General features: G+C 71.4%; 22 protein-coding genes. 16 read left to right on the top strand and 6 right to left on the bottom strand.

The annotated features are described in order from the left end of the window. The first annotated feature begins 89 nt into the window (after nucleotides 1-89). Nucleotides 90-905: an alpha/beta fold hydrolase gene (locus tag ABT294_RS27270; RefSeq protein ID WP_350809113.1), complete on the top strand. Its 816-nt coding sequence runs from the start codon at nucleotides 90-92 to the stop codon at nucleotides 903-905. 17 nt (nucleotides 906-922) lie between these two features. Here ABT294_RS27270 and ABT294_RS27265 read toward each other — a convergent pair whose 3' ends face one another. After that, entirely contained in the window at nucleotides 923-1,519 is a 597-nt protein-coding gene (locus ABT294_RS27265; protein WP_350809112.1) for a DUF4126 domain-containing protein, read from the bottom strand. A gap of 4 nt (nucleotides 1,520-1,523) precedes the next feature. Next, the gene (locus ABT294_RS27260; protein ID WP_350809111.1) at nucleotides 1,524-2,429 is read right to left on the bottom strand and encodes a phosphotransferase; all 906 of its coding nucleotides are present in this window, start codon (nucleotides 2,427-2,429) and stop codon (nucleotides 1,524-1,526) included. A gap of 69 nt (nucleotides 2,430-2,498) precedes the next feature. Here ABT294_RS27260 and ABT294_RS27255 point away from each other — a divergent pair, with 69 nt between their 5' ends. Then, nucleotides 2,499-4,901, top strand: coding sequence for a GcvT family protein (locus ABT294_RS27255; protein WP_350809110.1), 2,403 nt, complete (start codon nucleotides 2,499-2,501; stop codon nucleotides 4,899-4,901). Here ABT294_RS27255 and ABT294_RS27250 read toward each other — a convergent pair. The 3 genes from ABT294_RS27250 to ABT294_RS27240 all read right to left on the bottom strand — a co-directional run bounded on the left by ABT294_RS27250 (nucleotide 4,858) and on the right by ABT294_RS27240 (nucleotide 7,532). Continuing rightward, complete coding sequence (locus tag ABT294_RS27250; RefSeq protein WP_350809109.1) at nucleotides 4,858-5,658, bottom strand: GntR family transcriptional regulator; 801 nt, start codon at nucleotides 5,656-5,658, stop codon at nucleotides 4,858-4,860. The genes ABT294_RS27255 and ABT294_RS27250 overlap by 44 nt on opposite strands. Before the next feature lie 17 nt (nucleotides 5,659-5,675). Further along, nucleotides 5,676-6,800, bottom strand: a complete 1,125-nt coding sequence (locus ABT294_RS27245) for a nitronate monooxygenase (RefSeq protein ID WP_350809108.1) — start codon at nucleotides 6,798-6,800, stop codon at nucleotides 5,676-5,678. 69 nt (nucleotides 6,801-6,869) lie between these two features. Continuing rightward, nucleotides 6,870-7,532, bottom strand: coding sequence for an acyltransferase (locus ABT294_RS27240; RefSeq protein ID WP_350809107.1), 663 nt, complete (start codon nucleotides 7,530-7,532; stop codon nucleotides 6,870-6,872). Nucleotides 7,533-7,641: 109 nt separating this feature from the next. Between ABT294_RS27240 and pyrG the strand changes: the two genes are divergently transcribed. From pyrG to ABT294_RS27190, 10 genes are all read left to right on the top strand, one after another. After that, entirely contained in the window at nucleotides 7,642-9,309 is a 1,668-nt protein-coding gene (pyrG, locus tag ABT294_RS27235; RefSeq protein WP_350809106.1) for a CTP synthase, read from the top strand. After that, on the top strand, nucleotides 9,306-9,917 hold the full coding sequence (locus ABT294_RS27230) for an NUDIX domain-containing protein (protein WP_350809105.1): 612 nt from the start codon (nucleotides 9,306-9,308) through the stop codon (nucleotides 9,915-9,917). The genes pyrG and ABT294_RS27230 overlap by 4 nt, the downstream gene beginning before the upstream one ends. A 15-nt stretch (nucleotides 9,918-9,932) precedes the next feature. After that, nucleotides 9,933-10,838 (top strand): site-specific tyrosine recombinase XerD, encoded by a 906-nt coding sequence (locus ABT294_RS27225; protein ID WP_350809104.1) that lies wholly within the window; start codon nucleotides 9,933-9,935, stop codon nucleotides 10,836-10,838. A 115-nt stretch (nucleotides 10,839-10,953) separates the two neighbouring features. Beyond that, complete coding sequence (locus ABT294_RS27220; protein WP_350809103.1) at nucleotides 10,954-11,895, top strand: ParA family protein; 942 nt, start codon at nucleotides 10,954-10,956, stop codon at nucleotides 11,893-11,895. Next, complete coding sequence (locus ABT294_RS27215; RefSeq protein WP_350809102.1) at nucleotides 11,892-12,713, top strand: segregation and condensation protein A; 822 nt, start codon at nucleotides 11,892-11,894, stop codon at nucleotides 12,711-12,713. The genes ABT294_RS27220 and ABT294_RS27215 overlap by 4 nt, the downstream gene beginning before the upstream one ends. Before the next feature lie 316 nt (nucleotides 12,714-13,029). Then, nucleotides 13,030-13,563: an SMC-Scp complex subunit ScpB gene (scpB, locus tag ABT294_RS27210; RefSeq protein WP_350809229.1), complete on the top strand. Its 534-nt coding sequence runs from the start codon at nucleotides 13,030-13,032 to the stop codon at nucleotides 13,561-13,563. Then, a complete protein-coding gene (locus ABT294_RS27205; protein ID WP_350809101.1) occupies nucleotides 13,560-15,533 on the top strand; it encodes a pseudouridine synthase in 1,974 nt (657 codons plus the stop codon). Before scpB ends, ABT294_RS27205 begins: the two co-directional genes overlap by 4 nt. Nucleotides 15,534-15,605: 72 nt before the next feature. After that, nucleotides 15,606-15,965, top strand: a complete 360-nt coding sequence (gene aroH / locus ABT294_RS27200; protein WP_350809100.1) for a chorismate mutase — start codon at nucleotides 15,606-15,608, stop codon at nucleotides 15,963-15,965. A 47-nt stretch (nucleotides 15,966-16,012) separates the two neighbouring features. Next, nucleotides 16,013-17,104 carry a prephenate dehydrogenase gene (locus ABT294_RS27195; protein ID WP_350809099.1) on the top strand — a complete coding sequence of 364 codons (1,092 nt, stop codon included), beginning with the start codon at nucleotides 16,013-16,015 and terminating at the stop codon, nucleotides 17,102-17,104. 58 nt (nucleotides 17,105-17,162) lie between these two features. Further along, nucleotides 17,163-18,368, top strand: coding sequence for an NAD(P)/FAD-dependent oxidoreductase (locus ABT294_RS27190; RefSeq protein WP_350809098.1), 1,206 nt, complete (start codon nucleotides 17,163-17,165; stop codon nucleotides 18,366-18,368). A 123-nt stretch (nucleotides 18,369-18,491) separates the two neighbouring features. Here ABT294_RS27190 and ABT294_RS27185 read toward each other — a convergent pair whose 3' ends face one another. Continuing rightward, entirely contained in the window at nucleotides 18,492-18,686 is a 195-nt protein-coding gene (locus ABT294_RS27185) for a DUF2795 domain-containing protein (RefSeq protein WP_350809097.1), read from the bottom strand. A 140-nt stretch (nucleotides 18,687-18,826) separates the two neighbouring features. Between ABT294_RS27185 and ABT294_RS27180 the strand changes: the two genes are divergently transcribed. The 4 genes from ABT294_RS27180 to der all read left to right on the top strand — a co-directional run bounded on the left by ABT294_RS27180 (nucleotide 18,827) and on the right by der (nucleotide 23,099). Then, on the top strand, nucleotides 18,827-19,486 hold the full coding sequence (locus tag ABT294_RS27180; RefSeq protein WP_350809096.1) for a TetR/AcrR family transcriptional regulator: 660 nt from the start codon (nucleotides 18,827-18,829) through the stop codon (nucleotides 19,484-19,486). Beyond that, complete coding sequence (locus ABT294_RS27175; RefSeq protein WP_350809095.1) at nucleotides 19,483-20,859, top strand: carotenoid oxygenase family protein; 1,377 nt, start codon at nucleotides 19,483-19,485, stop codon at nucleotides 20,857-20,859. Before ABT294_RS27180 ends, ABT294_RS27175 begins: the two co-directional genes overlap by 4 nt. 146 nt (nucleotides 20,860-21,005) lie before the next feature. Beyond that, nucleotides 21,006-21,668: a (d)CMP kinase gene (cmk, locus tag ABT294_RS27170; RefSeq protein WP_350809228.1), complete on the top strand. Its 663-nt coding sequence runs from the start codon at nucleotides 21,006-21,008 to the stop codon at nucleotides 21,666-21,668. A 30-nt stretch (nucleotides 21,669-21,698) separates the two neighbouring features. After that, nucleotides 21,699-23,099 carry a ribosome biogenesis GTPase Der gene (der, locus tag ABT294_RS27165; protein ID WP_350809094.1) on the top strand — a complete coding sequence of 467 codons (1,401 nt, stop codon included), beginning with the start codon at nucleotides 21,699-21,701 and terminating at the stop codon, nucleotides 23,097-23,099. Nucleotides 23,100-23,311: the final 212 nt, after the last annotated feature.

Below are 23,311 nucleotides of genomic sequence, written 5' to 3'. Positions count from 1 at the left end.
GAGAGCGGGTGCCTTTGGGACGGATGGGTGAGCCTGCCACGAAAAGCCCGCACGTCACTCGCGTCGAGCCCACCTAAGGAGGCGCTGTCATGCCATACGCGGACGTCGGCGGAGACATCACGCTCTTCTACACCGACGACGGAAGGGGCGACGGGCCGCCGCTGCTCCTCGTGCACGGCTGGGGCGCCGACTCGCACCAGTGGTCGTGGCACATCGACGCGCTGGCCCGGACCCACCGGGTGATCGCGGTTGACCTGCGCGGCCACGGCTACTCGTCGGTGCCGGAGTCCGGGAACACGCCACGGGCGATGGCCGAGGACCTGAACGGCCTGCTCGCCCGTCTAGGGGTTCCCGAGGTGGTCGCGGTCGGGCACTCGATGGGCGGGCAGGTCGTCTCGGTGCTGGCGGTGGAGCATCCGGAGCGGGTGGCCAGGGTGGTCGCGGTCGAACCGGCGTACGGGATGACGCCCGAGGTCGCGCAGGGGTTTCCGGAGATGGTCGCGGGGCTGCGCGGCGAGCACGCGCACGAGGTCGCCGTCCAGATCGACGAGTGGTGCACGAACGCCGCCACGCCCGCCGTCGTCAGGCGGTGGCACAAGCGCAGGCTGTACGGGATGCCGCCGCACGTGCTCGCCCAGGCGTTCGAGGGCATGTTCACGCTGCCGGGCTCGGTGGGGGTGCGGCCGGTCAGCGACGACTACCTCGCCCGCAGGCGGTGCCCGGTGCTGTCGTTCTGGTTCGACCCCGCCCAGGCGGCCTGGGAGGCGGGGCTGGTGAAGCATCCTGAGTCGAGGGTCGTGTGCTGGGAGGGGTCCAGCCACCGGTTGCACGAGGAGCGTCCCGCGGAGTTCGTGAACGTCGTCGGACGGTGGGTGAGAGCGGGGCGCTCACGGCCGGACCGGTGAGGCGGGCGCGGAAGACGTCAGCCCGCGGGGCGGCGGCTGCGGCGGAGGCGGAAGCGGCGGACCTTCCTGAACGTCCACCACCCGAGCAGCGCCAGCAGCACCAGGACGACGACCACCAGGATCGGGACGAACACCGCGATCAGGCTCATCCCCAGCGACCCGGCGTCCTCCACGGTGCTGACGACCGGCGCTCCGACGCCCGCGGTCCCCGCGTTGATCACCGGGCGGGCCGTCGCCTTCAGCACGTGCACGGCGAGGGCCACCGCGATGCCCAGCAGCCAGCCCACCCAGGGATGCTCGGTCATCCAGGTCGAGTGGTCGAGCTCGGCGGCGGCGTTCGTGGCGCTGAACACCACGCCACCGGACACGGGCCGCACGGCGGTCTGGATGGCGTCGTTGACGCTGTCGACGGCCGGCACCTTGTCGAGCACGATCTCCGCCACCAGCAGCACCGCGATCACCGCGAGCACGCCCCAGTTGGACAGCCACCCGTAACCGTCGGGCAGCTTCACCGCGTCGGTGACGTTCGCCAGCACGCCCACGACGAGGAGCGGGATGTAGGCGTTCAACCCGGCGGCCGTGGACAGGCCCAGCCCTGTCAGCGCAGCGAACATGGCCCTAGTCTGCCCCGGCCGCCTGCTCCATGAGGCGAGGCAGGGCGGGTCCGGTGAACTCGGCGACGGCCCGCTCGTACTTCTCCATGCCCCACGACCAGAAGTCGAAGTCGATCGTCTCGTTCGCGCCGTCCTGGATGGAGGCCCACAACGTCCAGCCGTACTTGGACATCAGCCCCAGCAGCCGCGCCCGCGCGATCCGGTGGCGCAGGCGGCGGCCGTAGTAGGACGTGACGAGCAGGTCGAGCTGGTCGAGCGACAGGTCCGCCTCGCTCCAGATGTTGCCGAGCTCGAAGCAGGGGTCGTTGTTGCCCGCGTACTCGTAGTCGATCAGCCAGAGCCGCTCGCCGTCGTCGATGATGTTGCCGGGCAGCAGGTCGTTGTGGCACGGCACGGTGGGTTCCCGCCGGGTGGCGAGGCATCGCCGGATGCGCAGGACGTCCGGCATGAAGTCGAGGTACCTCGGCGGCAGCCGGAAACCGCGCTCCCGGACGATCGCCAGGTACCTCCGCTGGATGTCGAACATGTCGAAGTCGCCCGCGAAGCGCGGCCCGGCGTGCAGGCGCCGGCACGCGTCGGCGACCCGGGGCAGGTTCGCCGAGTCGCGCAGGTCGGCGTCGGTGAACGTCCGTCCGGGCAGGAAGCCCACCACCAGCACGCCCTCGCCCGGCAGGTAGCCGTGCACCGGCGCGCCGACGCCCGCGCGCGCGGCGGCGATCGAGTTGGCGTGCTCGGCCTCCCTGTCGATGGCGAGCAGCGCGCCGTCGCTGGCCGACACCCGTACCACGTACGCGCCGGAGGGCGTGGTCACCTTGTAGTTGCGGTTGGTCAGCCCGCCGGGCAGCTCCTCGACGGTACGCGGGACGCCGGACAGCACGGGAATGCGTTCGAGGACCTCGCTCACGGCCATGGTCGATGCTAGCCCTGCCTTTCCTAAACGGTCTAGACCTTTTTGGAGCAGGGGGTTAGCCTCGCGTCCATGAGCGACTCGGCCCGGATCGTGATCATCGGCGGCGGCGTGGGCGGCGCCTCCGTGGCCTACCACCTGACGGAACTCGGCGAACGCGACGTCGTCCTGCTGGAGCGCGACGAGCTGACCAGCGGCTCCACCTTCCACTCTGCCGGGCTGGTCGGACAGCTCCGCGCCGACCCCACGCTGACCCGGATGAACCAGTACTCCGTCGAGCTCTACCGCCGCCTGGACGCCGGATGGAGCGAGTGCGGCGGCATCAAGCTGGCCTCCACGCCCGAGCGGATGGCGGAGATCCGCCGCCAGATCGGCTGGGCCCGCACCTTCGGCCTGCCGCTGGAGGAGATCTCCGTCGCCGAGGCCGTCGAACTGTTCCCGCTCATGGACCCGTCCGGCGTCGTCGGGGCCGCCTACCTGCCCACGGACGGCCAGGTGGACCCCTCGCGGCTGTGCTACTCGCTGGCCGCGCTGGCCCGTCAGGGCGGCGCCAGGATCAGGACGCGCACCCGCGTGCTCGGCGTCGACACGGCGGGCAACCGGGTCACCAGGGTCCGCACCGACCAGGGGGACATCGACTGCGAGATCGTGGTCAACTGCGGCGGGATGTTCGCCGCGGAGATCGGGCGGATGGCCGGGGTGCGCATCCCGATCGTCCCGATGTCGCACCAGTACGTGGTGACGGACGCCTTCCACGAGCACACCGGGCTGCCGACGCTGCGCGACCCGGACCTGCTCGTCTACTACCGCCAGGAGGTCCAGGGCCTGGTCATGGGCGGGTACGAGCGCGACTGCGCGCCCTGGACGGCCTCCGAGTCCGCCTACGACGCCGTCCCCGCCGACTTCAACGGGCGGCTGCTGACGGAGGACTGGGCGCGATTTGAGGAAATTTCCGACAACTCCAGGATTCGGGTTCCGGCCATGGCGGACGTCGGCATCCGCAAGCTGATCAACGGGCCCGAGGCGTTCACCCCGGACAACGAGTTCTGCCTGGGGGAGACCGAGGTCGGCGGGTTCTTCGTCGCGGCGGGCTTCTGCGCGCACGGCATCGCCGGAGCGGGCGGCATCGGCCGGGTGATGGCCGAGTGGATCGTCGAGGGCGAGCCCAGCATGGACGTCTGGCACATGGACATCCGCCGCTTCGGCCGCCAGTATCGCTCGCCGTCGTACACGCTCAAGCGGGCGATCGAGAACTACGAGACGTACTACGACATCCGCTACCCCGGCCACGAGCGCTCGGCGGGCCGCCCACTGCGCGTCTCTCCGGCGTACGGCTGGCACGCCGCGCAGGGCGCGGTCTTCGGCGAGAAGGCCGGATGGGAGCGGGTCAACTACTACGCCTCGAACGAGCCGGACGCCCAGGCGGCGAGCACCTCAGAACGGGATCCGCGGCCGCGAGGGTGGGCAGGGCGGCTCTGGTCGCCCGCCGTCGGCGTCGAGCACCGCGCCACCCGGGAAGCGGCCGGGCTGTTCGACGAGACGTCCTTCGCCAAGATCGAGGTCACCGGCCCCGACGCCGCCTCCCTGCTGGAGTGGGTCTGCGACAACCGCGTCGCCCGCGACGTGGGCGCGGTCACCTACACGCAGGCGCTCAACCGGCGCGGCGGCATCGAGTGCGACTTCACCGTCACCCGCCGCGCCGACCAGGAGTTCCTCATCGTGACGGGCACCGCGTTCGGCTCGCACGACCTCGGCTGGCTGCGCAAGCAGGCCGCGCTGAGGAACGCCGACGTCCGCATCGCCGACGTGACCGGCCAGTACGCCTGCTTCGCCCTCTGGGGCCCGCGCGCCCGCGACATCCTCGCCACCCTCACCCCCGACCCGCTCACCTTCCCGTTCATGACCTCGCGCGAGCTGACCGTGGGGGACGTGCCGGTCCTGGCGCTGCGGGTGACGTTCGTCGGCGAGCTGGGCTGGGAGCTGTACTGCTCCAGCGAGTACGGCCTGGCGCTCTGGCAGGCGCTGTGGCAGGCGGGCGGGCCGCACGGGCTCACGGCGGCGGGCTACCGCGCCATCGACAGCCTGCGCCTGGAGAAGGGCTACCGCGTCTGGGGCGCCGACATCGGCCCCGAGATCACCCCGTACGAGGCGGGCCTGGGCTTCTGCGTCAAGCCGGACAAGGACTTCCTCGGCAGGGACGCCCTCGACCGGAACCCGCCGCGCAGGCTGCGCTGCGTCACCCTGGCCGACCCCCGGGCGATCGCCCTGGGCAACGAGCCGGTGCGGGTGGACGGCGAGGTCGTCGCCAGGGTCACCTCGGGCGGCTACGGCTACACGGTCGAGTCGTCGATCGCCTACGCCTACCTGCCCGTCGGGCCCGGCACGAAGGTCGAGATCGAGGTCGAGGGGGCGTGGGTGGCCGGGACGGTCGTCAGGGACCCGCTGTACGACCCGGCGGGGGAGCGGGTGCGCTGACCCCGCCGCTGACCCCGCTGCTGACCCCGCTGCGCACCGAGAGCCGCACCCGGTCGGGCCTGAACAGGTCGCGGGCGTACTCCACCGGGACACCCCCGGCGGCATAGGCGGTGCGCTCGATCAGCATGAGCGGCGTGCCCGGCGAGATGCCCAGCTCGGCGGCGTCGGCAGGCCCGGCGATGACCGGGTCGAGGTGCTCGACGGCCGTGCGCGGTTCCAGGTCGTACCGGCCGGCCAGCAGCGCGTACAGCGAGCCGCTGAGGTCCTCGTCCAGGAAGCCGGGCAGGGCGGGGAAGAAGGACCGTTCGAGCGCCACCGGCGACTGCCCGGCCGAGCGGACCCTCGCGACCTGGTGCACGGGCGCGCCCGGCTGCACCTCCAGTGCGGCGGCGACGGCCTCCGGTGCCGGGACGGTCGCCGCCACCAGCACCCTGGCCTCGGCCCTCAGGTGCGCCCTGCGCATCTGCTCGGTGAACCCGGCCAGCCCGGTGAGGTCGCAGTCGATGCGCGGCTCGGCCACGAACGCGCCCCCGGCCCGCCCAGGGACCCTGACCAGCACGCCGTCGCGTTCCAGGGTGGCCAGCGCCTGCCTGAGCGTCATCCGGCTCACTCCGAGCCTGGCGGCCAGCTCGCGCTCGCCGGGCAGCCGGTCGCCCGGAGCCATCTCGCCGCTGCCGATGGAGTCGAGCAGCCACTGCTCGATCTGCACGTGCGCGGGAACTCCGGTGCCTCGCTCCAGCTCGGGTGTCCCGACCACACGCGCATCGTAACCGGTCACCCCGACAGCCTGGCCAGCCGCTCCACCGCCTCCGCGAACTCGCTCACCATCTCGTAGACCACCTCGCGGGCCGGTTTGACCTGGTTCAGCTGCCCCACGACCTGGCCGACGAAGTAGTTGGCCAGCTCCAGCGCCCCCGGCTCGCCCCGCTCGGCCGCCGCGCCGATGCGGGCCATCGCGGCCTCGGCGACGAGGAGCTGCATCGGCATCCCGAGCGGTCCGGGGCTCTCGGGGCCGGAGTCCCATTCGTCGGTCCACGCGGACGCGAGCTGCCGGGCCGGCTTGCCGGTGCGCGACCGCGACCTGACCGTGTCGAGCGAGGAGGCGGCCAGCAGCTTGCGCTTCACCGCGGGCGCGGTCTCGGCCTCCTCGGTCGTCAGCCAGACGGAGCCGCACCACACGCCCTCCGCGCCGAGCGCCATGGCCGCCGCCATCTGCCGCCCGGACGCGATGCCGCCCGCCGCCAGCACGGGCACGGGCGCGACCGCGTCCACGACCTGCGGGACCAGCACCATGGTGGCGATCTCGCCGGTGTGCCCGCCCGCCTCGGTGCCCTGCGCCACGACGAGGTCCGCGCCCGCCGCGACCTGCCTGCGCGCGTGCTCCACCGTGCCGACCAGCGCCGCCACCGGCACGCCCGCCGCCCGCGCCCTGGTGACCATCTCCGGCGGGGGAGGCCCGAGCGCGCTCGCGATCAGCCCGATGCGATGCTTGAGCGCCACGTCGATCAGCCCGGACGCGCCCGCCGCCGTCACCCGCCTGCCGAACTCGTCGGCGGAGCCGGCCGGCGGCTGGATCGTGCCGCTGACGCCGTACTTCGTCATCAGGTGCGTGACGAAGTCGCGGTGCCGTTCCGGGACGAGGTCGGCCAGCCGCGCGTGGCGGTCCAGCGCCGCGGCGTCGATCCTGCCGGGGACGAGCACGTCCACCCCGTAGGGATGGCCACCCACCCGCTCGTCGATCCAGGTGAGCTCGGTGTCGAGCTGTTCCGGCGTGAACGCGATCGCGCCCAGGACGCCGAACCCGCCCGCGTTGGTGACCGCGGCCACCACGTCACGGCAGTGGCTGAACGCGAACAGCGGGAACTCGATGCCAAGACGCTCGCAGATAGCGGTCCGCATGAACCGACGCTAACCGTCAGAAGGATGTTCGGTCCAGCTGTCCCGAGGTGATTCCCGAGGGGACGCCGGTCAGGACGCGGTCGCCTGCCTGTCCAGGCCCAGTACGCTCCCCGGGGCGTGCCAGCCCAGTTCGGGCGTGTATTCGCGCACCAGCTTGGCGGGCACGCCCGCCACCACGCTGTGGTCGGGGAACTCGCCGCGCACCACGGCTCCGGCCGCGACCACGCACTGGCGGCCCAGCCTGGTGCCGGGCAGGATGATCGCGCCCGCGCCCAGCCAGGAGCCCGCGCCGATCGAGACCGGGTTGTTACGCGGCCACTGCCTGCCGATCGGCGTCTCCGGGTCGTCGTAGACGTGGTTCTGGTCGGTGATGTAGACGTAGGGGCCGGTGAAGACGTGGTCGCCGATGTCGATCGACTGGTGGGCGACGACGTGCGTCCCCCGGCCGATCGAGCAGCTCGCGCCGATGCGCAGGATCGAGCCGGCGCCCAGGTCAAGGCCCGGCCACATGCCGCACGAGATCGACACGCGCTCGCCGATCAGCGTGTGGTCGCCGATCTCGATCCACTGCTCACCGAAGATCGCGCCAGGGGGGAAGGCGATGCTGACGCCCTCGCCCAGGCGGCGGAACCGGTAGCCGGAGGGGGTGGCCGGAGTGATCGCCCCAGCCTGGCGGATCGCCGCGTAGGCACGGTGAATCAGCGTGCCCCATGCCCGCCGTACTAGTGACATAGCGCTCAAAGTTACCGTTAGGTCATGCCGTTCGGGCATGTCGGGGACGTTGTTTGATATCCTGAGAGCCCGTGGACAGTTCGCCACACCTCGAGCCACGGGAGCCCCTTTGCGCAGCGCATCGCAAACCAAGCATCTGTTCGTCACCGGCGGTGTCGCCTCCAGTCTCGGCAAGGGGCTCACGGCGTCCAGCCTGGGCCGTCTGCTGAAGACCCGCGGTCTCAGGGTCACCATGCAGAAGCTCGACCCCTACCTCAACGTCGACCCCGGCACGATGAACCCGTTCCAGCACGGCGAGGTCTTCGTCACCGACGACGGCGCCGAGACCGACCTCGACGTCGGCCACTACGAGCGGTTCCTCGACACCGACCTGCACGGCTCGGCCAACGTCACCACCGGGCAGGTCTACTCCAACGTCATCGCCAAGGAGCGACGCGGCGAGTACCTCGGCGACACGGTCCAGGTCATCCCGCACATCACCAACGAGATCAAGGACCGCATCCGCGGCATGGCGGGCCCCGACGTGGACGTGGTCATCACCGAGGTCGGCGGCACCGTCGGCGACATCGAGTCGCTGCCGTTCCTGGAGGCAGTGCGGCAGATCAGGCACGAGGTGGGCCGCGACAACGTCTTCTTCCTGCACGTGTCGCTGCTGCCCTACATCGGCCCGTCCGGTGAACTGAAGACCAAGCCGACCCAGCACAGCGTGGCCGCGCTGCGCAGCATCGGCATCCAGCCCGACGCGATCGTCTGCCGCTCCGACCGCCCGATCACGGTCTCGCTCAAGCGCAAGATCAGCCTCATGTGCGACGTGGACGAGGACGCCGTCGTCTCCGCCGTCGACGCCGACTCGATCTACGACATCCCCAGGGTGCTGCACTCCGAAGGGCTCGACGCGTACGTGGTGCGGCGGCTCGGCCTGCCGTTCCGCGACGTCGACTGGAAGGAGTGGGAGCAGCTCCTGCGCCGGGTGCACCGCCCCGCCAAGGAGGTCACCGTCGCCCTGGTCGGCAAGTACATCGACCTGCCCGACGCGTACCTGTCGGTCACGGAGGCGCTGCGCGCGGGCGGGTTCGCCAACGACGCCCGCGTCAACATCCGCTGGGTGAAGAGCGACGACTGCGACACCCCCGAGGGCGCCGAGCGCGAGCTCGACGGCGTCGACGGGGTGCTGATCCCCGGCGGGTTCGGTGTGCGCGGCATCGAGGGCAAGATCGGCGCGATCAGGCACGCCCGGGAGAACAGGATTCCGCTGCTCGGCATCTGCCTCGGCATGCAGGGCATGGTCATCGAGGCCGCCAGGAACCTGGCCGGCATCGAGGACGCCAACTCCGTCGAGTTCGACCCCGACACCAAGCACCCGGTCGTCTCCACCATGGCCGACCAGGAGGACGTCGTGGCCGGCGAGCGCGACATGGGCGGCACCATGCGGCTCGGCCTCTACACGGCCAAGCTCGCCGAGGGCACGCTGGCGCGTCAGCTCTACGGCGGCAAGGCCAAGGCCGACGAGCGGCACCGCCACCGTTACGAGGTCAGCAACGCCTACCGCGAGCAGCTGGAGAAGGCCGGTCTGGTCTTCTCCGGGCTCTCGCCCGACGGCCGCCTGGTCGAGTACACCGAGCTGCCCGCCGACATCCACCCGTTCTTCATCGGCACCCAGGCGCACCCCGAGTTCCGGTCCCGCCCGACGCGGTCCAACCCGATGTTCAAGGGTCTGATCGGCGCCGCCCTGGTCTACGCCGACAGCCGCGTCACCGCGTCCAAGGCGGCAAAGTGAAGATCCGCGACACGCCCGAGGAGTGGGACGTCGTCGCGTCCAAGGAGCACTTCGGCGGGCGGGTGATCGAGGTGCGCACCGACACCGTGCGGATGCCCCGCGAGCAGGTCGCCGACCGCGACTACGTGGTGCATCCCGGGTCGGTCGCGGTCGTCGCGCTCGACGCCGACGAGCGCGTCCTGCTGATCCGCCAGTACCGGCATCCGGCTCGCCACCTGCTGTGGGAGCTGCCCGCCGGGCTGCGCGACGTGCAGGGCGAGTCGCTCGTCGCGGGGGCCGCGCGGGAGCTGGCCGAGGAGGCGGGCTACCGCGCCGAGACCTGGCACACGCTGGTGGACCTGTACACCTCGCCCGGCATGTCCAACGAGCGGATCAGGGTGTTCCTCGCCCGCGACCTGACGAAGATCCCCGAGGGGGAGAACGGCTTCGTCCACCAGCATGAAGAGATCGACATGCCGGTGGAGTGGGTGCCGCTGCCCGACGCGGTGGAGAAGGCGCTCATGGGAATGATCCACAATTCCCCGGCCGTGGCCGGTATTCTCGCCGCGTACGCGGCTTCGGTCGAGGGATTCGCCCTGTTGCGGCCTGCCGACGCCCCGGAGGAGTGACGGAAGGACCATGTCGTGGAGGCGGTGCTCTCCAGCTATCTCGCCCATCTGGCGGTGGAGAGGGGCCTGGCTGCCAACACGCTCGCGTCCTACCGGCGTGACCTGCGCCGCTACGTGGAACATCTGCAGGCGCGCGGCAGGGGCTCGCTCGGCGAGGTGGGCGAGGCCGACGTCCTCGACTTCCTCGCCGCGCTGCGCGCGGGCGACGGCGATCACCCCGCGCTCGTGGCCAGCTCCGCCGCGCGCGCGGTGTCGGCCGTGCGCGGCCTGCACCGTTTCGCGCTGCGCGAAGGCGTCGCCGCGCACGACCCCGCCCACGAGGTGCGCCCGCCGCGCCAGCTCCGCAGGCTGCCCAAGGCGATCACCGTGGACGAGGTCGAGCGGCTGATCGCCGCGTCCGGCCCCGACGGGGCGCCGCTCACCCTGCGCAACCGCGCCCTCCTGGAGGTCCTGTACGGGACGGGCGCGCGCATCTCCGAAGCCGTCGGCCTGGCCGTCGACGATCTGGAGGACGACCAGGTACGGCTGCGCGGCAAGGGCGGCAGGACCAGGGTGGTGCCCCTGGGCCGGTACGCCAGGTCCGCGCTCGACGCCTACCTGGTCAGGGCCAGGCCGGGCCTGCTGGCGCACGGCAGGGGGACCCCCGCGGTCTTCCTCAACGCCCGCGGTGGGCGGCTCACCCGCCAGGGCGCCTGGGAAGTCCTTCAGGCCGCGGCCGAACGTGCCGGACTTGCGGGGATATCTCCGCATGTGCTGCGCCATTCCTTCGCAACTCACCTCCTCGACGGAGGTGCCGACGTTAGGGTGGTTCAGGAACTTCTCGGCCACGCCTCGGTGACGACCACTCAGGTCTACACCCTGGTCACGGTCGACAAGCTCCGCGAGGTCTACGCCGCGGCGCACCCCCGCGCCCGTCAGTGATCTATAGTTTTTGCGGCGACGCCGTAGTCGGCGTGCCGCCTTGCCGCGTTAAGTGGTGACGCCATAGTGTCCGTCCGGACGGTCCGGTTCGGGATCGTCAGGGAGGTTCGAGCTGGTGACTGTGACGACCAACGGTTCGACCCCGGGGACCCCCGACAACCCCTGGGGTGACACCAAGACCAACGCGCCCTCCAGCGGCGTGAACCTGGGGCCGACTCGCCGGCCGAGACCGGTGTTCCCCGAGCCGGTCCCGCGCGAGACGCACGGCCCGGCCCGGGTGGTCGCGATGGTCAACCAGAAGGGCGGGGTCGGCAAGACCACCACCACCATCAACCTGGGCGCCGCGCTCGTCGAGTACGGCCTGAAGGTGCTGCTGGTCGACTTCGACCCGCAGGGCGCGCTCTCCGTCGGCCTGGGCATCAACCCGCTCCAGCTCGACCTGACCGTCTACAACCTGCTGATGGACCGCGGCATCACCGCCGAGGACGTCCTGCTCGAAACCGGTGTCGAGGGGCTCGACCTGCTGCCGAGCAACATCGACCTGTCGGCGGCCGAAGTCCAGCTCGTCACCGAGGTCGCCCGCGAGCAGGTGCTCGGCCGGGTCATCAAGCCGCTGCTGCCGCACTACGACGTCTGCCTCATCGACTGCCAGCCGTCGCTCGGCCTGCTCACGATCAACGCGCTGACCTGCGCCCATGGCGTCATGGTGCCGCTGGAGTGCGAGTTCTTCGCGCTGCGCGGCGTCGCGCTGCTCATGGACACCATCTCCAAGGTGCAGGAGCGGCTCAACGACGAGCTCGAGATCGAGGGGCTGCTGGCCACCATGTACGACGCCCGCACCCTGCACGGCCGCGAGGTCCTCGCCCGCGTCGTGGAGGCGTTCGGTGACAAGGTGTTCCACACCGTTATCAACCGGACGGTCCGCTTCCCCGACGCCACGGTCGCCGGAGAGCCGATCACCACCTTCGACCCGTCGTCCCTGGGCGCGAGCGCGTACCGCGAGCTGGCGCGCGAAGTGCTGTCGCGCTGGCCCGCACCTGCCACAATGGCCAGGTGACCGAGCAGCAGACCGAGCCCGCCGCCGGCTTCCAGGTCCACCTGGACGTCTTCGAGGGCCCCTTCGACCTGCTCCTCGGGCTGATCGCCAAGCACAAGCTGGACATCACCGAGGTCTCGCTCTCCAAGGTCACCGACGAGTTCATCGCCTACATCACCTCGCGCGGCACCACCTGGGACCTCGACCAGACCAGCCGCTTCCTCCTGGTCGCGGCCACCCTCCTCGACCTGAAGGCCGCCCGCCTGCTGCCCTCGGGCGAGGTGGAGGACGAGGAGGACCTCGCGCTCCTGGAAGCCAGAGACCTGCTGTTCGCCAGGCTCCTGCAGTACAAGGCGTACAAGGAGGTGGCGACGTACTTCTCCGGCCGGATGGCTGAGGAAGCCCTGCGCTTCCCCCGCGTCGTGCCCATGGAGCCGCAGTTCGCCAACCTGCTGCCCGAACTCGTCCTCGGCATCGGCCCGGAGCAGCTGGCGAAGATCGCCGTCCGGGCCTTCACCCCGAAGCTTCCGCCCACGGTCAGCGTCGGGCACATCTACCAACCACTCGCCAGCGTCCGCGAACAAGCGGCTATCCTGGTGCAGCGCCTGCGCCGCATGCGCAAGGCCACCTTCCGGGCCCTGGTCGCCGACTGCGAGGGCACCTTCGAGGTGATCGCCCGCTTCCTGGCCGTGCTGGAGCTCTTCCGAGAGTCGGCGGTCACCTTCGACCAGCTCGAACCCCTGGGAGACCTGCACGTCACCTGGACGGGCACGGACGACGGCGACGTCGCGGTGGGCGACGACTACGAGGAGACCGCGGAGAAACCGTCCCATGACTGACCACCCCCAGACCTCCCTCCCCGCCTGGATGACCCTCCCGGGCTCCCTCGCCGCCCCAGACGCCCCTGCGGCTCCTCCCGCCTCGGAAGAGCGCGAGGGCGATGCCGCCACGTCGGCTGCCGGTGCGGGGTCGGCGGAGGGTGTGGGCGGCGATGCCGCTTCATCGCCCGTCGCCGGGGTTCCGGCCGCGGAGGCGGGCGGCGATGCCGAATCGCACACGTCACTGCCCGCCGACAGCGCCAGGTCGGCGGGTGGCGAACCCGAAGGGGCCCGTGTCGGGGAGCCTGGTGCGGATGAGGAGGCCGAGGGGCCGGGGTTGCGGGCGGCCATCGAGGCGATCCTCATGGTGGTCGACGAGCCCGTCGCCGAGGTGACGCTGGCGCAGGTGCTGGAACGTCCCACGCACGAGGTGACGGCGGAGCTCCAGGCGCTGGCCGCGGAATACACCGCCGCCGGGCGGGGTTTCGAATTGAGGGACGTCGCCGGCGGCTGGCGCTACTACACGCGGGCCGACTGCGCGTCGATGGTCGAGCGCTTCGTGCGCGACGGCCAGCAGACGCGGCTGACCCAGGCCGCGCTGGAAACACTCGCGGTCGTGGCCTACCGGCAGCCGGTCAGCCGCGCCCGCGTCGCCGCGATCCGCGGTGTCAACAGCGACGGCGTCATGCGGACGCTCGTCGCCAGGGGGCTGGTCGAGGAGGCCGGCACCGACCCGGAGAGCCAGGCAGTGCTCTACCGGACAAGCTCATACTTCCTTGAACGTCTGGGACTGAAGGACCTGAGCGAGCTCCCCGAGCTCGCCCCCTTCCTCCCCGACGACGTGGAGAACCTCGAGGAGACAACAAAGTGATCAACAGGCGCAGTACCCCGTCCGGTGATGGACGCGGTCGTGGACGCACCGGCGGCTCCAGCGGCCGTGGCGGGCGTCCCGCCTTCCGCTCCGACGACGCTCGCGGCGGTTCGCGCCGCGAGGGGTTCCGTGGCGGTTCCCACCGAGACGACTTCCGCGGCGGTTCGCGCCGCGACGACAGTGACCGCGGCTACGGCCGCGACAACCGGGGCGAGCGCGACTCGCTCCGCGCCGACCGCGGCGGCTCCCGCGCCCGCACCGGCCGTCCCGGCTCCTACGGCGACGACGCCGGCCGCGCATCCTCGCGCGGCGACCGCGGCGGCTACCGTTCCGAGCGCCCGGCGCCGCGGGGCGAGCGTGACGGTTACCGTTCCGACCGCCGTGACGGCGATGGCCCTGGTTTCCGTTCCGACCGCCGTGACGACCGCGGCGGCCGTTCCGACCGTCGTGACGACTTCGGCGGCCGTTCCGAGCGGCGTGACGGTGACGGCCCTGGTTTCCGCTCAGACCGTCGCGACGACCGCGGGGGCTACCGCTCCGGCGGCTCGGCGCAGCGGGGCGACCGCGACGGTTACCGTTCCGAGCGCCGCGGCGGCCGTCCCGACCGCCGTGACGGTGGCGGATTCCGTGACGACCGCGGTGGCGGCTACCGTTCCGAGCGCGGCGATGACCGCGGCGGTTTCCGTTCCGAGCGCGGCGGTTACGGCGCGGCGAGGCGCGACGGGGGGCAGCGGTCCTTCGGCGAGCGTGGCGACCGTGGCGGGTTCCGCTCCGACCGACGTGACGACCGCGGCGCCGGTCCCCGCTCGGGCCCCCGCTCCGACCGTCGTGACGAGCGTGGCGGGTACCGGGGCTCGGACGAGCGTGACGGCGGCTACGAGCCCCGTGGCGAGCGCGCCGGGTTCCGTGCCGACCGTAGCGGGCGCAGGGAGGACACTCCCCGAAGCGGGCCGACCCGCGCCAGGTACGGCAGGCGCGACGACTCCGGCCGCGGCGGACGGCGGGACGACGTCCAGACGATCGGGCGGCCTGCCAAGCCGGGCGCCGGCCGTTCAGGCGACGGCCGCGCGTCCGGGCGCACGGGCAGGGGAAGCGACGGCCGCGCGTACGACCGTACGGGCAGGGGAGACGACGCCCGTACGACGGCGCAGCCGCGTGACCGGTTCAAGACGGCCCGCCAGCCCATCCGTGACCGTGACTTCTACCCCGAGGGCTACACCGACGAGCGCGACACCACCGAGGTCCCCGGCGGCGTGCGGCTGCAGAAGGTGCTCGCCCAGGCGGGTGTCGCGAGCCGCCGCGCCTGCGAGGAGATGATCGGCGACGGTCGTGTCACCGTGAACGGCCAGGTGGTGCGCAGGTTCGGCGCGAAGGTGGATCCGGCGGCGCAGGTCATCCACGTCGACGGCAAGCGCATCCCGACCGCCCCCGACCTGGTCTACTACGCCCTGAACAAGCCCATCGGCGTCGTGTCGACCATGGAGGACCCGCAGGGCCGTCCGTGCCTGGCCGACTACGTGGAGGAGCTGGCTCCGAGGCTGTTCCACGTGGGCAGGCTCGACACCGAGACCGAGGGCCTGCTGCTGCTCACCAACGACGGCGAGCTGGCCAACAGGCTGACCCATCCGAGCTACGGCGTTCAGAAGAAGTACTGGGCCAAGGTGCCGGGGCCGATCCCGCGCGACCTGGGCCGCAGGCTCAAGCAGGGCATCGAGCTCGAGGACGGCCTCGTCAAGGCCGACGAGTTCACGGTCGTGCAGGAGCACGGCCAGCAGGCGCTGGTCGAAGTGGTGCTGCACGAGGGCCGCAAGCACGTGGTCAGGCGCATGCTGGAAGAGGCGGGCCACCGGGTCATCGACCTGGCCAGGATCGAGTTCGGCCCGGTCAAGCTGGGTCGTACCAAGCCGGGCACCATCAGGTCGCTCTCTCTGAAGGAGGTTGGCGAACTTTACGCCGCCGTGAAGCTGTAATCTGGCCAGAACGCAGGAGCCCGTGCGGACCTCCGCATGGGCTCCACCGCTTTGACGAAGGGGACGAAGCACATGGTGCGGGCGATCCGCGGGGCGATCCAGGTCGATGCCAACGACCGCGGCGCGATCATCGAGGGCACGACCGAGCTGGTCGCCGCGATCATGGAGCGGAACCGGCTCACCACCGATGACGTGATCAGCGTGCTGTTCACCGCCACGCCCGATCTGACGGCGGAGTTCCCGGCGCTCGCCGCCCGCAAGCTCGGTTTCCACGACGTGCCGCTGATCTGCTGCACCGAGATCGACGTGCCGGGCGCGCTGCCGAGGGTGGTCAGGCTCATGGCGCACGTGGAGACCGACCGGCCGCGCTCCGAGGTCCAGCACGTGTATCTGCGCGGCGCGGTGGCCCTCCGGCAGGACATCGCCCAGTAATCCTGACCGTCCAAAGCAGCAATAGCCCGATAAATCAGGACAACGACATGGCTTCCGACCTCCGCACCGTGCTGATAGTCGGCACGGGGCTCATCGGCACCTCCGCCGCGCTGGCGCTGCGCCAGCGCGGGGTACGCGTGCTGCTCGCCGATCGCGACGAGGCGGCGGTGCGGCTGGCGAGGGAGCTGGGCGCGGGCGAGGAGTGGCAGCCGGAGCGGGAAGGCCAGGAGATCGACCTCGCGGTGATCGCGGTGCCTCCCGCGCACGTCGCCACCGAGCTGCTGGAGCTGCAGAAGCGCGACACCGCCCGCTTCTACACGGACGTGGCCAGCGTGAAGGCCGAGCCGATCGACCGGGCCACCCAGCTGGGCTGCGACCTGACCCGCTACGTGGCCTCGCACCCGCTGGCCGGGCGCGAGAAGTCCGGCCCGGGGGCGGCCAGAGCCGATCTGTTCCTCGGGCGCCCGTGGGCGCTCTGCCCGACCCCCGCCGCCTCCGCGGAGGCCGTCGAGGCCGTGCTGGCGCTGATCGAGTTGTGCGGCGCGAACCCCGTCCAGGTCGACGCCGCCGACCACGACAGGGCGGTGGCCGTGGTCTCCCACGCCCCGCACGTCGCCGCCTCAGCGGTGGCGGCCAGGCTGACCGACGCGTCCGACGTGGCGCTCGGGCTGGCCGGCCAGGGAGTGCGCGACGTCACCCGGATCGCGGGCGGCGACCCCGGGCTGTGGCTCGGCATCCTGTCGGGCAACGCGACTCCGGTGGCCGAGGTGCTGGAGGCGGTCTCCCGCGACCTGGCCGAGGCCGCGACCGCGCTGCGCGCGCTGGCCGACGGCGACGGCACCGCCACCAACGAGATCACCCAGCTGCTCAAGCGCGGCGTCACCGGTCACGGGCGCATTCCCGGCAAGCACGGCGGGCCCGCTCCCGCGTACGTGGTGGTGCAGGTGGTCATCGGCGACCGTCCCGGCCAGCTCGCCCGGTTGTTCCAGGTGTGCGACGAGGTCGGGGTGAACGTCGAGGACGTCCGGCTTGAGCACGCGCCCGGCCTGCCGCTGGGCATCGCCGAGGTCTCGGTCCAGCCGGACGCCGCGGTGGTGCTGACCGAGGCGCTGCACGAGCGGGGCTGGCAGGTTCCGTAGATGTCACAGCCCGGCCTTCTCGATCCGTCTTCAGGGCGGAACGAGGAGGTAGGGAAGAATGACCGACATTCTGGTACTCGGAGCCGGGTACACGGGCATCGCCGCCGCGATCAGGGCCGCCGTGCGGACCCGCCGTCACGGTGGCAGGGTGACGCTGGTCAACGCGTCCCCGCGGTTCACCGAGCGGCTCAGGCTGCACCAGACCGCGGCCGGCGAGCGGCTGGCGGACCACTCCATCGACGAGGTGATCGCCGGCACGGGCATCGCGTTCGTCCTGGGGCGCGTCACCCGGCTGGACCCCGTCCGGCGCGAAGTGACGGTCGGTGAGCGGGTGCTGGGCTACGACAAGCTGATCTACGCGCTCGGCAGCGTCACGGACGTGTCGGTGCCCGGCGTGGCGGAGCACGCCTACGACTACGACGACCACGACCAGGCGGTCCGGCTGGCGGCCAGGCTGCGCGGGCTCGACCAGGGCGTCGACCAGGGCGTCGACCAGGGCGTCGACGAGGGGCCCGGCAAGGGGCGCGACAGGGCGACCGTCGTGGTCGCGGGCGGCGGCCTCACCGGTGTCGAGTCGGCCGCCGAGCTGGCGGAGGCGCACCCCGGGCTGCGTGTCGTCCTCCTGGCCAGAGGGCGGCCCGGCGCCATGATGGGTGCCAAGGCCCGCGCACACCTCGACAGTGCGCTGCGCAGGCTCGGCGTCGAGGTCCGCGACGGCGCGGTCGTCACCAAGGTGCTGCCCCACGCGGTCGAACTGGCCGGGGGCGAGCTGATCCCCTCCGACGCCACGCTCTGGACCGCGGGCACCCGGGGCCTGCCCCTGCCCGAGGTGGCGGGGCTCACCGTGGACGGCCGCGGACGCGTGGTGGTGGACTCGGCACTCCGCTCGGTGTCGCACCCGGACGTCTACGCGGTGGGCGACGCGGCGGCGGTCAGCCAGCCGTTCGGCGTCATGCACGGCACCTGCCAGGGCGGCATCCCGACCGGACTGCACGCGGCCGACGCCCTCGCCGCCGAGCTGCGCGGCAGGACGCCCGGAGCGTTCCGTTTCGGGTACGTGCACCAGCCCGTGAGCCTGGGGCGCCGCGACGCCGTCATCCAGTTCACCCACCCCGACGACACCCCGCGCAGGTGGTACCTGGCCGGGCGGTGGGCGGTCCGCTACAAGGAGACGGTGAGCAGCAGCCCGATGCCCGTCTACCGGCTGCTCAAGCGCGGTCTGGTGCCGGTCGCACTGTTCCGCCTGTCGGCCGCGCTCAAGTGACGCGCTCAAGTGACGCGCTCAAGTGACGCGCTCAAGTGAGCAGGGGCCGTCTGTATGGACGGGGCCGGCCGGGTCGCACACCCCACGTGGACCCGGTCGGCCTCGTACTCTCTACGATCGGCCTCAGTGCCGGCTGAGCGCCTGGCTTACGGCGCTCGGACCGTCGTACTCGCGGTCGGGAATGGCCTGGAGGGCCTGCAGCATTTCCTGGTCTGCTCCCTTCGCGCGGGCAGCCCTCACCAGGTCCTCCCGCTTGGCGGGGTAGTCGACGCCGGAGAGGTGCTTCTGAAGCTCGATCGGATTCACTTTCTTTTTCATGTGACTAAAAGTGCCCAGTAAGTGACGATATGTAACGAAGCGAGTGCAAAGAGTAGTTGGTGCGCGAAGGGTTGACGATCTGCCCCAGTCGGGGATAGAAACGCGGTAACAACGTTACCGAACAGAAACGACGTTACCGGATGACCGTGTACCAGCAGGCTCAGCAGGAGGGGCAGGACGTCGTACGGGCGGCGATCCTCGACGCCGCCACCCATCTGCTCGTCACCGAAGGGCCCGTGGCGCTGACCGTCCGGCGCATCTCCGCCGAGGTCGGATGCTCCACGAAGGTGATCTACACGCTCTTCGGCGGCAAGGACAGCCTCACGGAGGCGCTCTGGCTGGAGGGCTTCGCCAGGATCGAGCGCAGGCTGCTGGACCTGCCGGAGGACCACGACCCCCTGGCCAGGCTGCGCACCGGCCTCCAGGTCTACCGCGCCTACGCCCTCGCCGAGTCCGACTACTACCGGGTCATGTTCCAGGGGGCCATCGCCGGGTTCTCGCCCAGCCCGGACGCGCTGGAGACCGCCAAGCGGTCGTTCCTCATCCTGGTCGAGGGCGTGGCCCGCTGCCTGGAGGAGGGGCGGCTGCGCGGCGGCACGGCGGAGGAGATCGCCGACGTCCTGTGGATGGCGATGCACGGCGCCGTGAGCCTGGAGATCTCCGGCTACTTCGACGAGCCCATGTCCTCGCAGCGCTACCGGCTGCTCTGCGACTCGGTCCTCACGCCGTTCCTGCCTTCCGATGACCTGCCTTCCGTTGATCGGCCCGACGACAAGCTCGACGAGAGGAGCGCACGATGACCACTCCCTACAGAGGCGGATTCACCCCGGTCGCCGAAGAGATCACCGCCTTCGACCTGGACGTCACCGGCCGCGTCCCGGCCGAGCTCGACGGCCGCTACCTGCGCAGCGGGCCGAACCCGCTCAGCCTCGACGATCCCGGCGCCGCCCATCTGTTCCTCGGCGAGGGGATGGTGCACGGGGTGCGGCTGCGCGACGGCCGGGCCGAGTGGTACCGCAACCGGTGGGTGCGCAGCGCCCACGTCGCCGAGCGGCTGCACGAGGAGCCGAGGCCGGGGCCCGTCCACGAGGGCATCGACTTCGCCGCCAACACGCACGTCATCGGGATCGCGGGGCGCACCTTCGCGACAGTCGAGGCCGGGGCGCGTCCGTACGAGCTGGACTACGAGCTCGGCACCGTCGGCCCGTGCGACTTCGACGGCGGGCTGCCCGGCGGCTTCGCCGCGCACACCCACCTCGACCCCGCCTCCGGCGAGCTGCACGCGATGGCCTACTACTTCGGCTGGGACCACCACCAGCACATCGTCATCGACCCCAAGGGCGCGGTGATCTCCACCAGGGACATCCCGATCGCCGGCGCCCCGATGCTGCACGACTTCGCGCTGACCGAGCGCTATGTGGTGATCTACGACCTGCCCGTGACGTTCAGCCTGGCCCACATGGAGAAGGGGGCGCCCCTGCCGTACGCGTGGAACGACGCGCACGGCGCGCGGCTGGGGCTGATGTCCCGCGCGACCGGCGAGGTGCGGTGGGTGGACGTAGAGCCGTGCTGGGTCTTCCACACCCTCAACGCCTTCGACGACGGCGACCAGGTGGTGGTGGACGTGGTCCGCTACCCGAAGCGGTTCGTCGACGCCCGGCTCGACCTGGGCGGCCCGCCCGCGCTCGACCGCTGGCGGATCGACCCGGCGTCCGGCAAGGTCACCGCGACCAGGATCGACGACCGCCCGCAGGAGTTCCCCAGGATGAACGAGCGGCTCACCGGGCGGCCGTACCGCTACGGGTACACCGCCCTCGCCCACGACCTCGTGGACGTGATCTGCCCCCCTGCCGACACCGAGCTGGAGGACCTGCCCGACGAGGCGTTCGACAACACGCTGATCAAGCAGGACCTGGAGCGGGGAGTCCAGGAGTACCGCCGGTTCGGGCGGGGCGCGTACGTGAGCGAGCCGGTGTTCGTGGGCGCGGGCGGTGCGGGGGAGGAGCGGGCCGAGGACGACGGGTACGTGATGGCGTTCGTGAACGACCCGGACAGGGGCGCCGCCGACCTGGTGATCCTCTCGGCCCAGGACTTCACGGGGGAGCCGGTCGCGACCGTCCACCTGCCCGCCAGGGTGCCGCTCGGATTCCACGGGAGCTGGATCGCCGGCTGAGCCGTCCTCGCGCGTCCGCCGCGAACGGGAGGGGAGGGCGGTGCGCGCGTGACAGTCGTCCACGGCGGCTTTCCCGAGGCGGTAGCCTCTTCAGGTTGGGTCAAGAACGTGAAGAGGGAGAGGCCGTGGCCGGTCTGGTCGTCGCCATGGACGGCCCTTCGGGGTCGGGTAAGTCGAGCGCGTCGCGCGGGGTCGCCCGGGCACTCGGGCTGCGTTACCTTGACACCGGTGCGATGTACCGGGCGATGACCTGGTGGATGCTCCAGCAGGGCGTCGATCTGGCCGACTCCGAGGCGATCGCGGCGCGCGCAGGCGAGCCGGAGATCGCGTCGGGCACCGATCCCGACGCCCCGACCATCCACGTCGACGGCGTCGACGTGGCGGGGCCGATCAGAGAGGCCGAGGTCACCGGCGCGGTCTCCGTCGTCGCCGCGGTGCCCGAGGTGCGCTCCAGGCTCGTCGCGCTCCAGCGGCAGATCATCGGCGCGGGCGACATCGTGGTCGAAGGCCGCGACATCGCCTCGGTGGTCGCCCCCGAGGCCACCGTCAAGGTCTACCTGACGGCCAGCGCCGAGGCGCGGGCCCAGCGCCGCTCCGCGGAGCTGGCGGGCAGCACGGTCGAGGCGCAGCAGGCCGCCATGGCCAGGCGTGACACTCTCGACTCCACACGCAAGACGGACCCACTCTCGATGGCGGCTGGCGCCATCGAGCTCGACACCACCGCGCTGAACCTGGAAGAGGTCATCGCCGAGGTGCTGAGTCTGGTCGCGGAGCGAAATGGCCGCGATCCTTCATACGAGCGCGCCTGAGGGTGCGGTACTCACTAAGGACGAACAATCGTGTCGACTGGGGATTGGGTCGAGGCTGAGCTCGACGATCTCGAAATTTCCGAAGAGCACGGCGACAGCGGCCCGCTGCCCGTCGTGGCCATCGTCGGGCGGCCGAACGTGGGTAAGTCCACGCTGGTCAACCGCATCATCGGCCGCCGCGAGGCGGTCGTCGAGGATGTGCCCGGCGTCACCCGCGACCGCGTCACCTACGACGCCAACTGGCGGGGCCGCCGCTTCACCGTCGTCGACACCGGCGGATGGGATCCTGACGCCACCGGCATGAACCTGCGCATCGCCGAGCAGGCCCAGGTCGCCGTCGAGCTGGCCGACGTCATCGTGTTCGTCGTCGACGCCACCGTGGGCGCGACCGACTCCGACGAGATCGTCGGCTCGGTGCTGCGCCAGTCGGGCAAGCCGGTCATCCTGGCCGCCAACAAGGTCGACAACCAGCAGCTGGAGCTGGAGGCCGCCGCGCTCTGGTCGCTCGGCCTGGGCGAGCCGTACCCCGTCTCGGCCCTGCACGGCCGCTCGAGCGGCGACCTGCTGGACGTCATGCTCGACGCGCTGCCCGAAACCCCGCGCGAGAAGTTCGAGACCGAGCGTGGCCCGTACCGGGTGGCGCTGCTCGGCAAGCCCAACGTCGGCAAGTCCTCGCTGCTCAACAAGCTGGCGGGCGAGGAGCGGGTGCTGGTCGACCCGATGGCCGGAACCACCCGCGACCCGGTCGACGAGCTGATCGAGCTGGGCGGGCGCACCTGGCGCTTCATCGACACGGCCGGCATCCGGCGGCGCGACCGCGAGCTGCAGGGCGCCGACTTCTACGCCGCCATGCGCACCAGGTCCGCGCTGGAGCGCGCCGAGGTGGCGATCGTGCTGATCGACGCCAGCGAGGTGCTCACCGAGCAGGATCTGCGGATCATCAGCCTGGTGATCGAGTCAGGCCGGGCGATGGTGGTCGCGTTCAACAAGTGGGATCTCGTCGACGAGGACCGCCGCTACTACCTGGAGAAGGAGATCGACCGGCAGCTCGTCCGCACCCCCTGGGCGTTGCGTGTCAACATCTCCGCCAAGACCGGCCGTCACCTCGACCGGTTGGTCCCCGCGCTGGAGAAGGCGCTCGACGCCTGGTCCACCCGGGTGCCGACGTCCAGGCTGAACGCGTTCCTGACCGAGCTCGTGCAGCAGACCCCGCCGCCGGTGCGCGGCGGCAAGCAGCCGAAGATCCTCTTCGCCACCCAGGCGTCGGTCGAGCCGCCCAAGTTCGTGCTGTTCACCTCGGGCTGGCTGGAGGAGACCTACCGCCGGTTCATCGAACGCCGCATCCGCGAGGAGTTCGGCTTCGCCGGGTCGCCGATCGACGTCACCATGAAGATCCGCGAGAAGCGCAAGGGCAACCAGGCGAAGAAGTAGATGCGGTAACATCCACGGCAACACATTGACGGAGACGAGTAGCCAGGGGTCCGGCGCGGGCCCAGAGAGCCGCCGGCAGCTGTGAAGGCGGCCCCGTGCCCCCTGGCGAAGACACTCCTGAGTGCGGGGAGGAAATGCCCCGCCGGTTGGCCCCCGTCATAGGGCCGTCGAGGCCGCCTCGGTGAGGCGGCGAAAGTGCGGTGGCACCGGGA

It is taken from the genome of Nonomuraea sp. NPDC000554 (assembly GCF_040300065.1).
Lineage (GTDB): Bacteria > Actinomycetota > Actinomycetes > Streptosporangiales > Streptosporangiaceae > Nonomuraea.
This window is presented reverse-complemented; position numbering and strand designations above follow the sequence as displayed.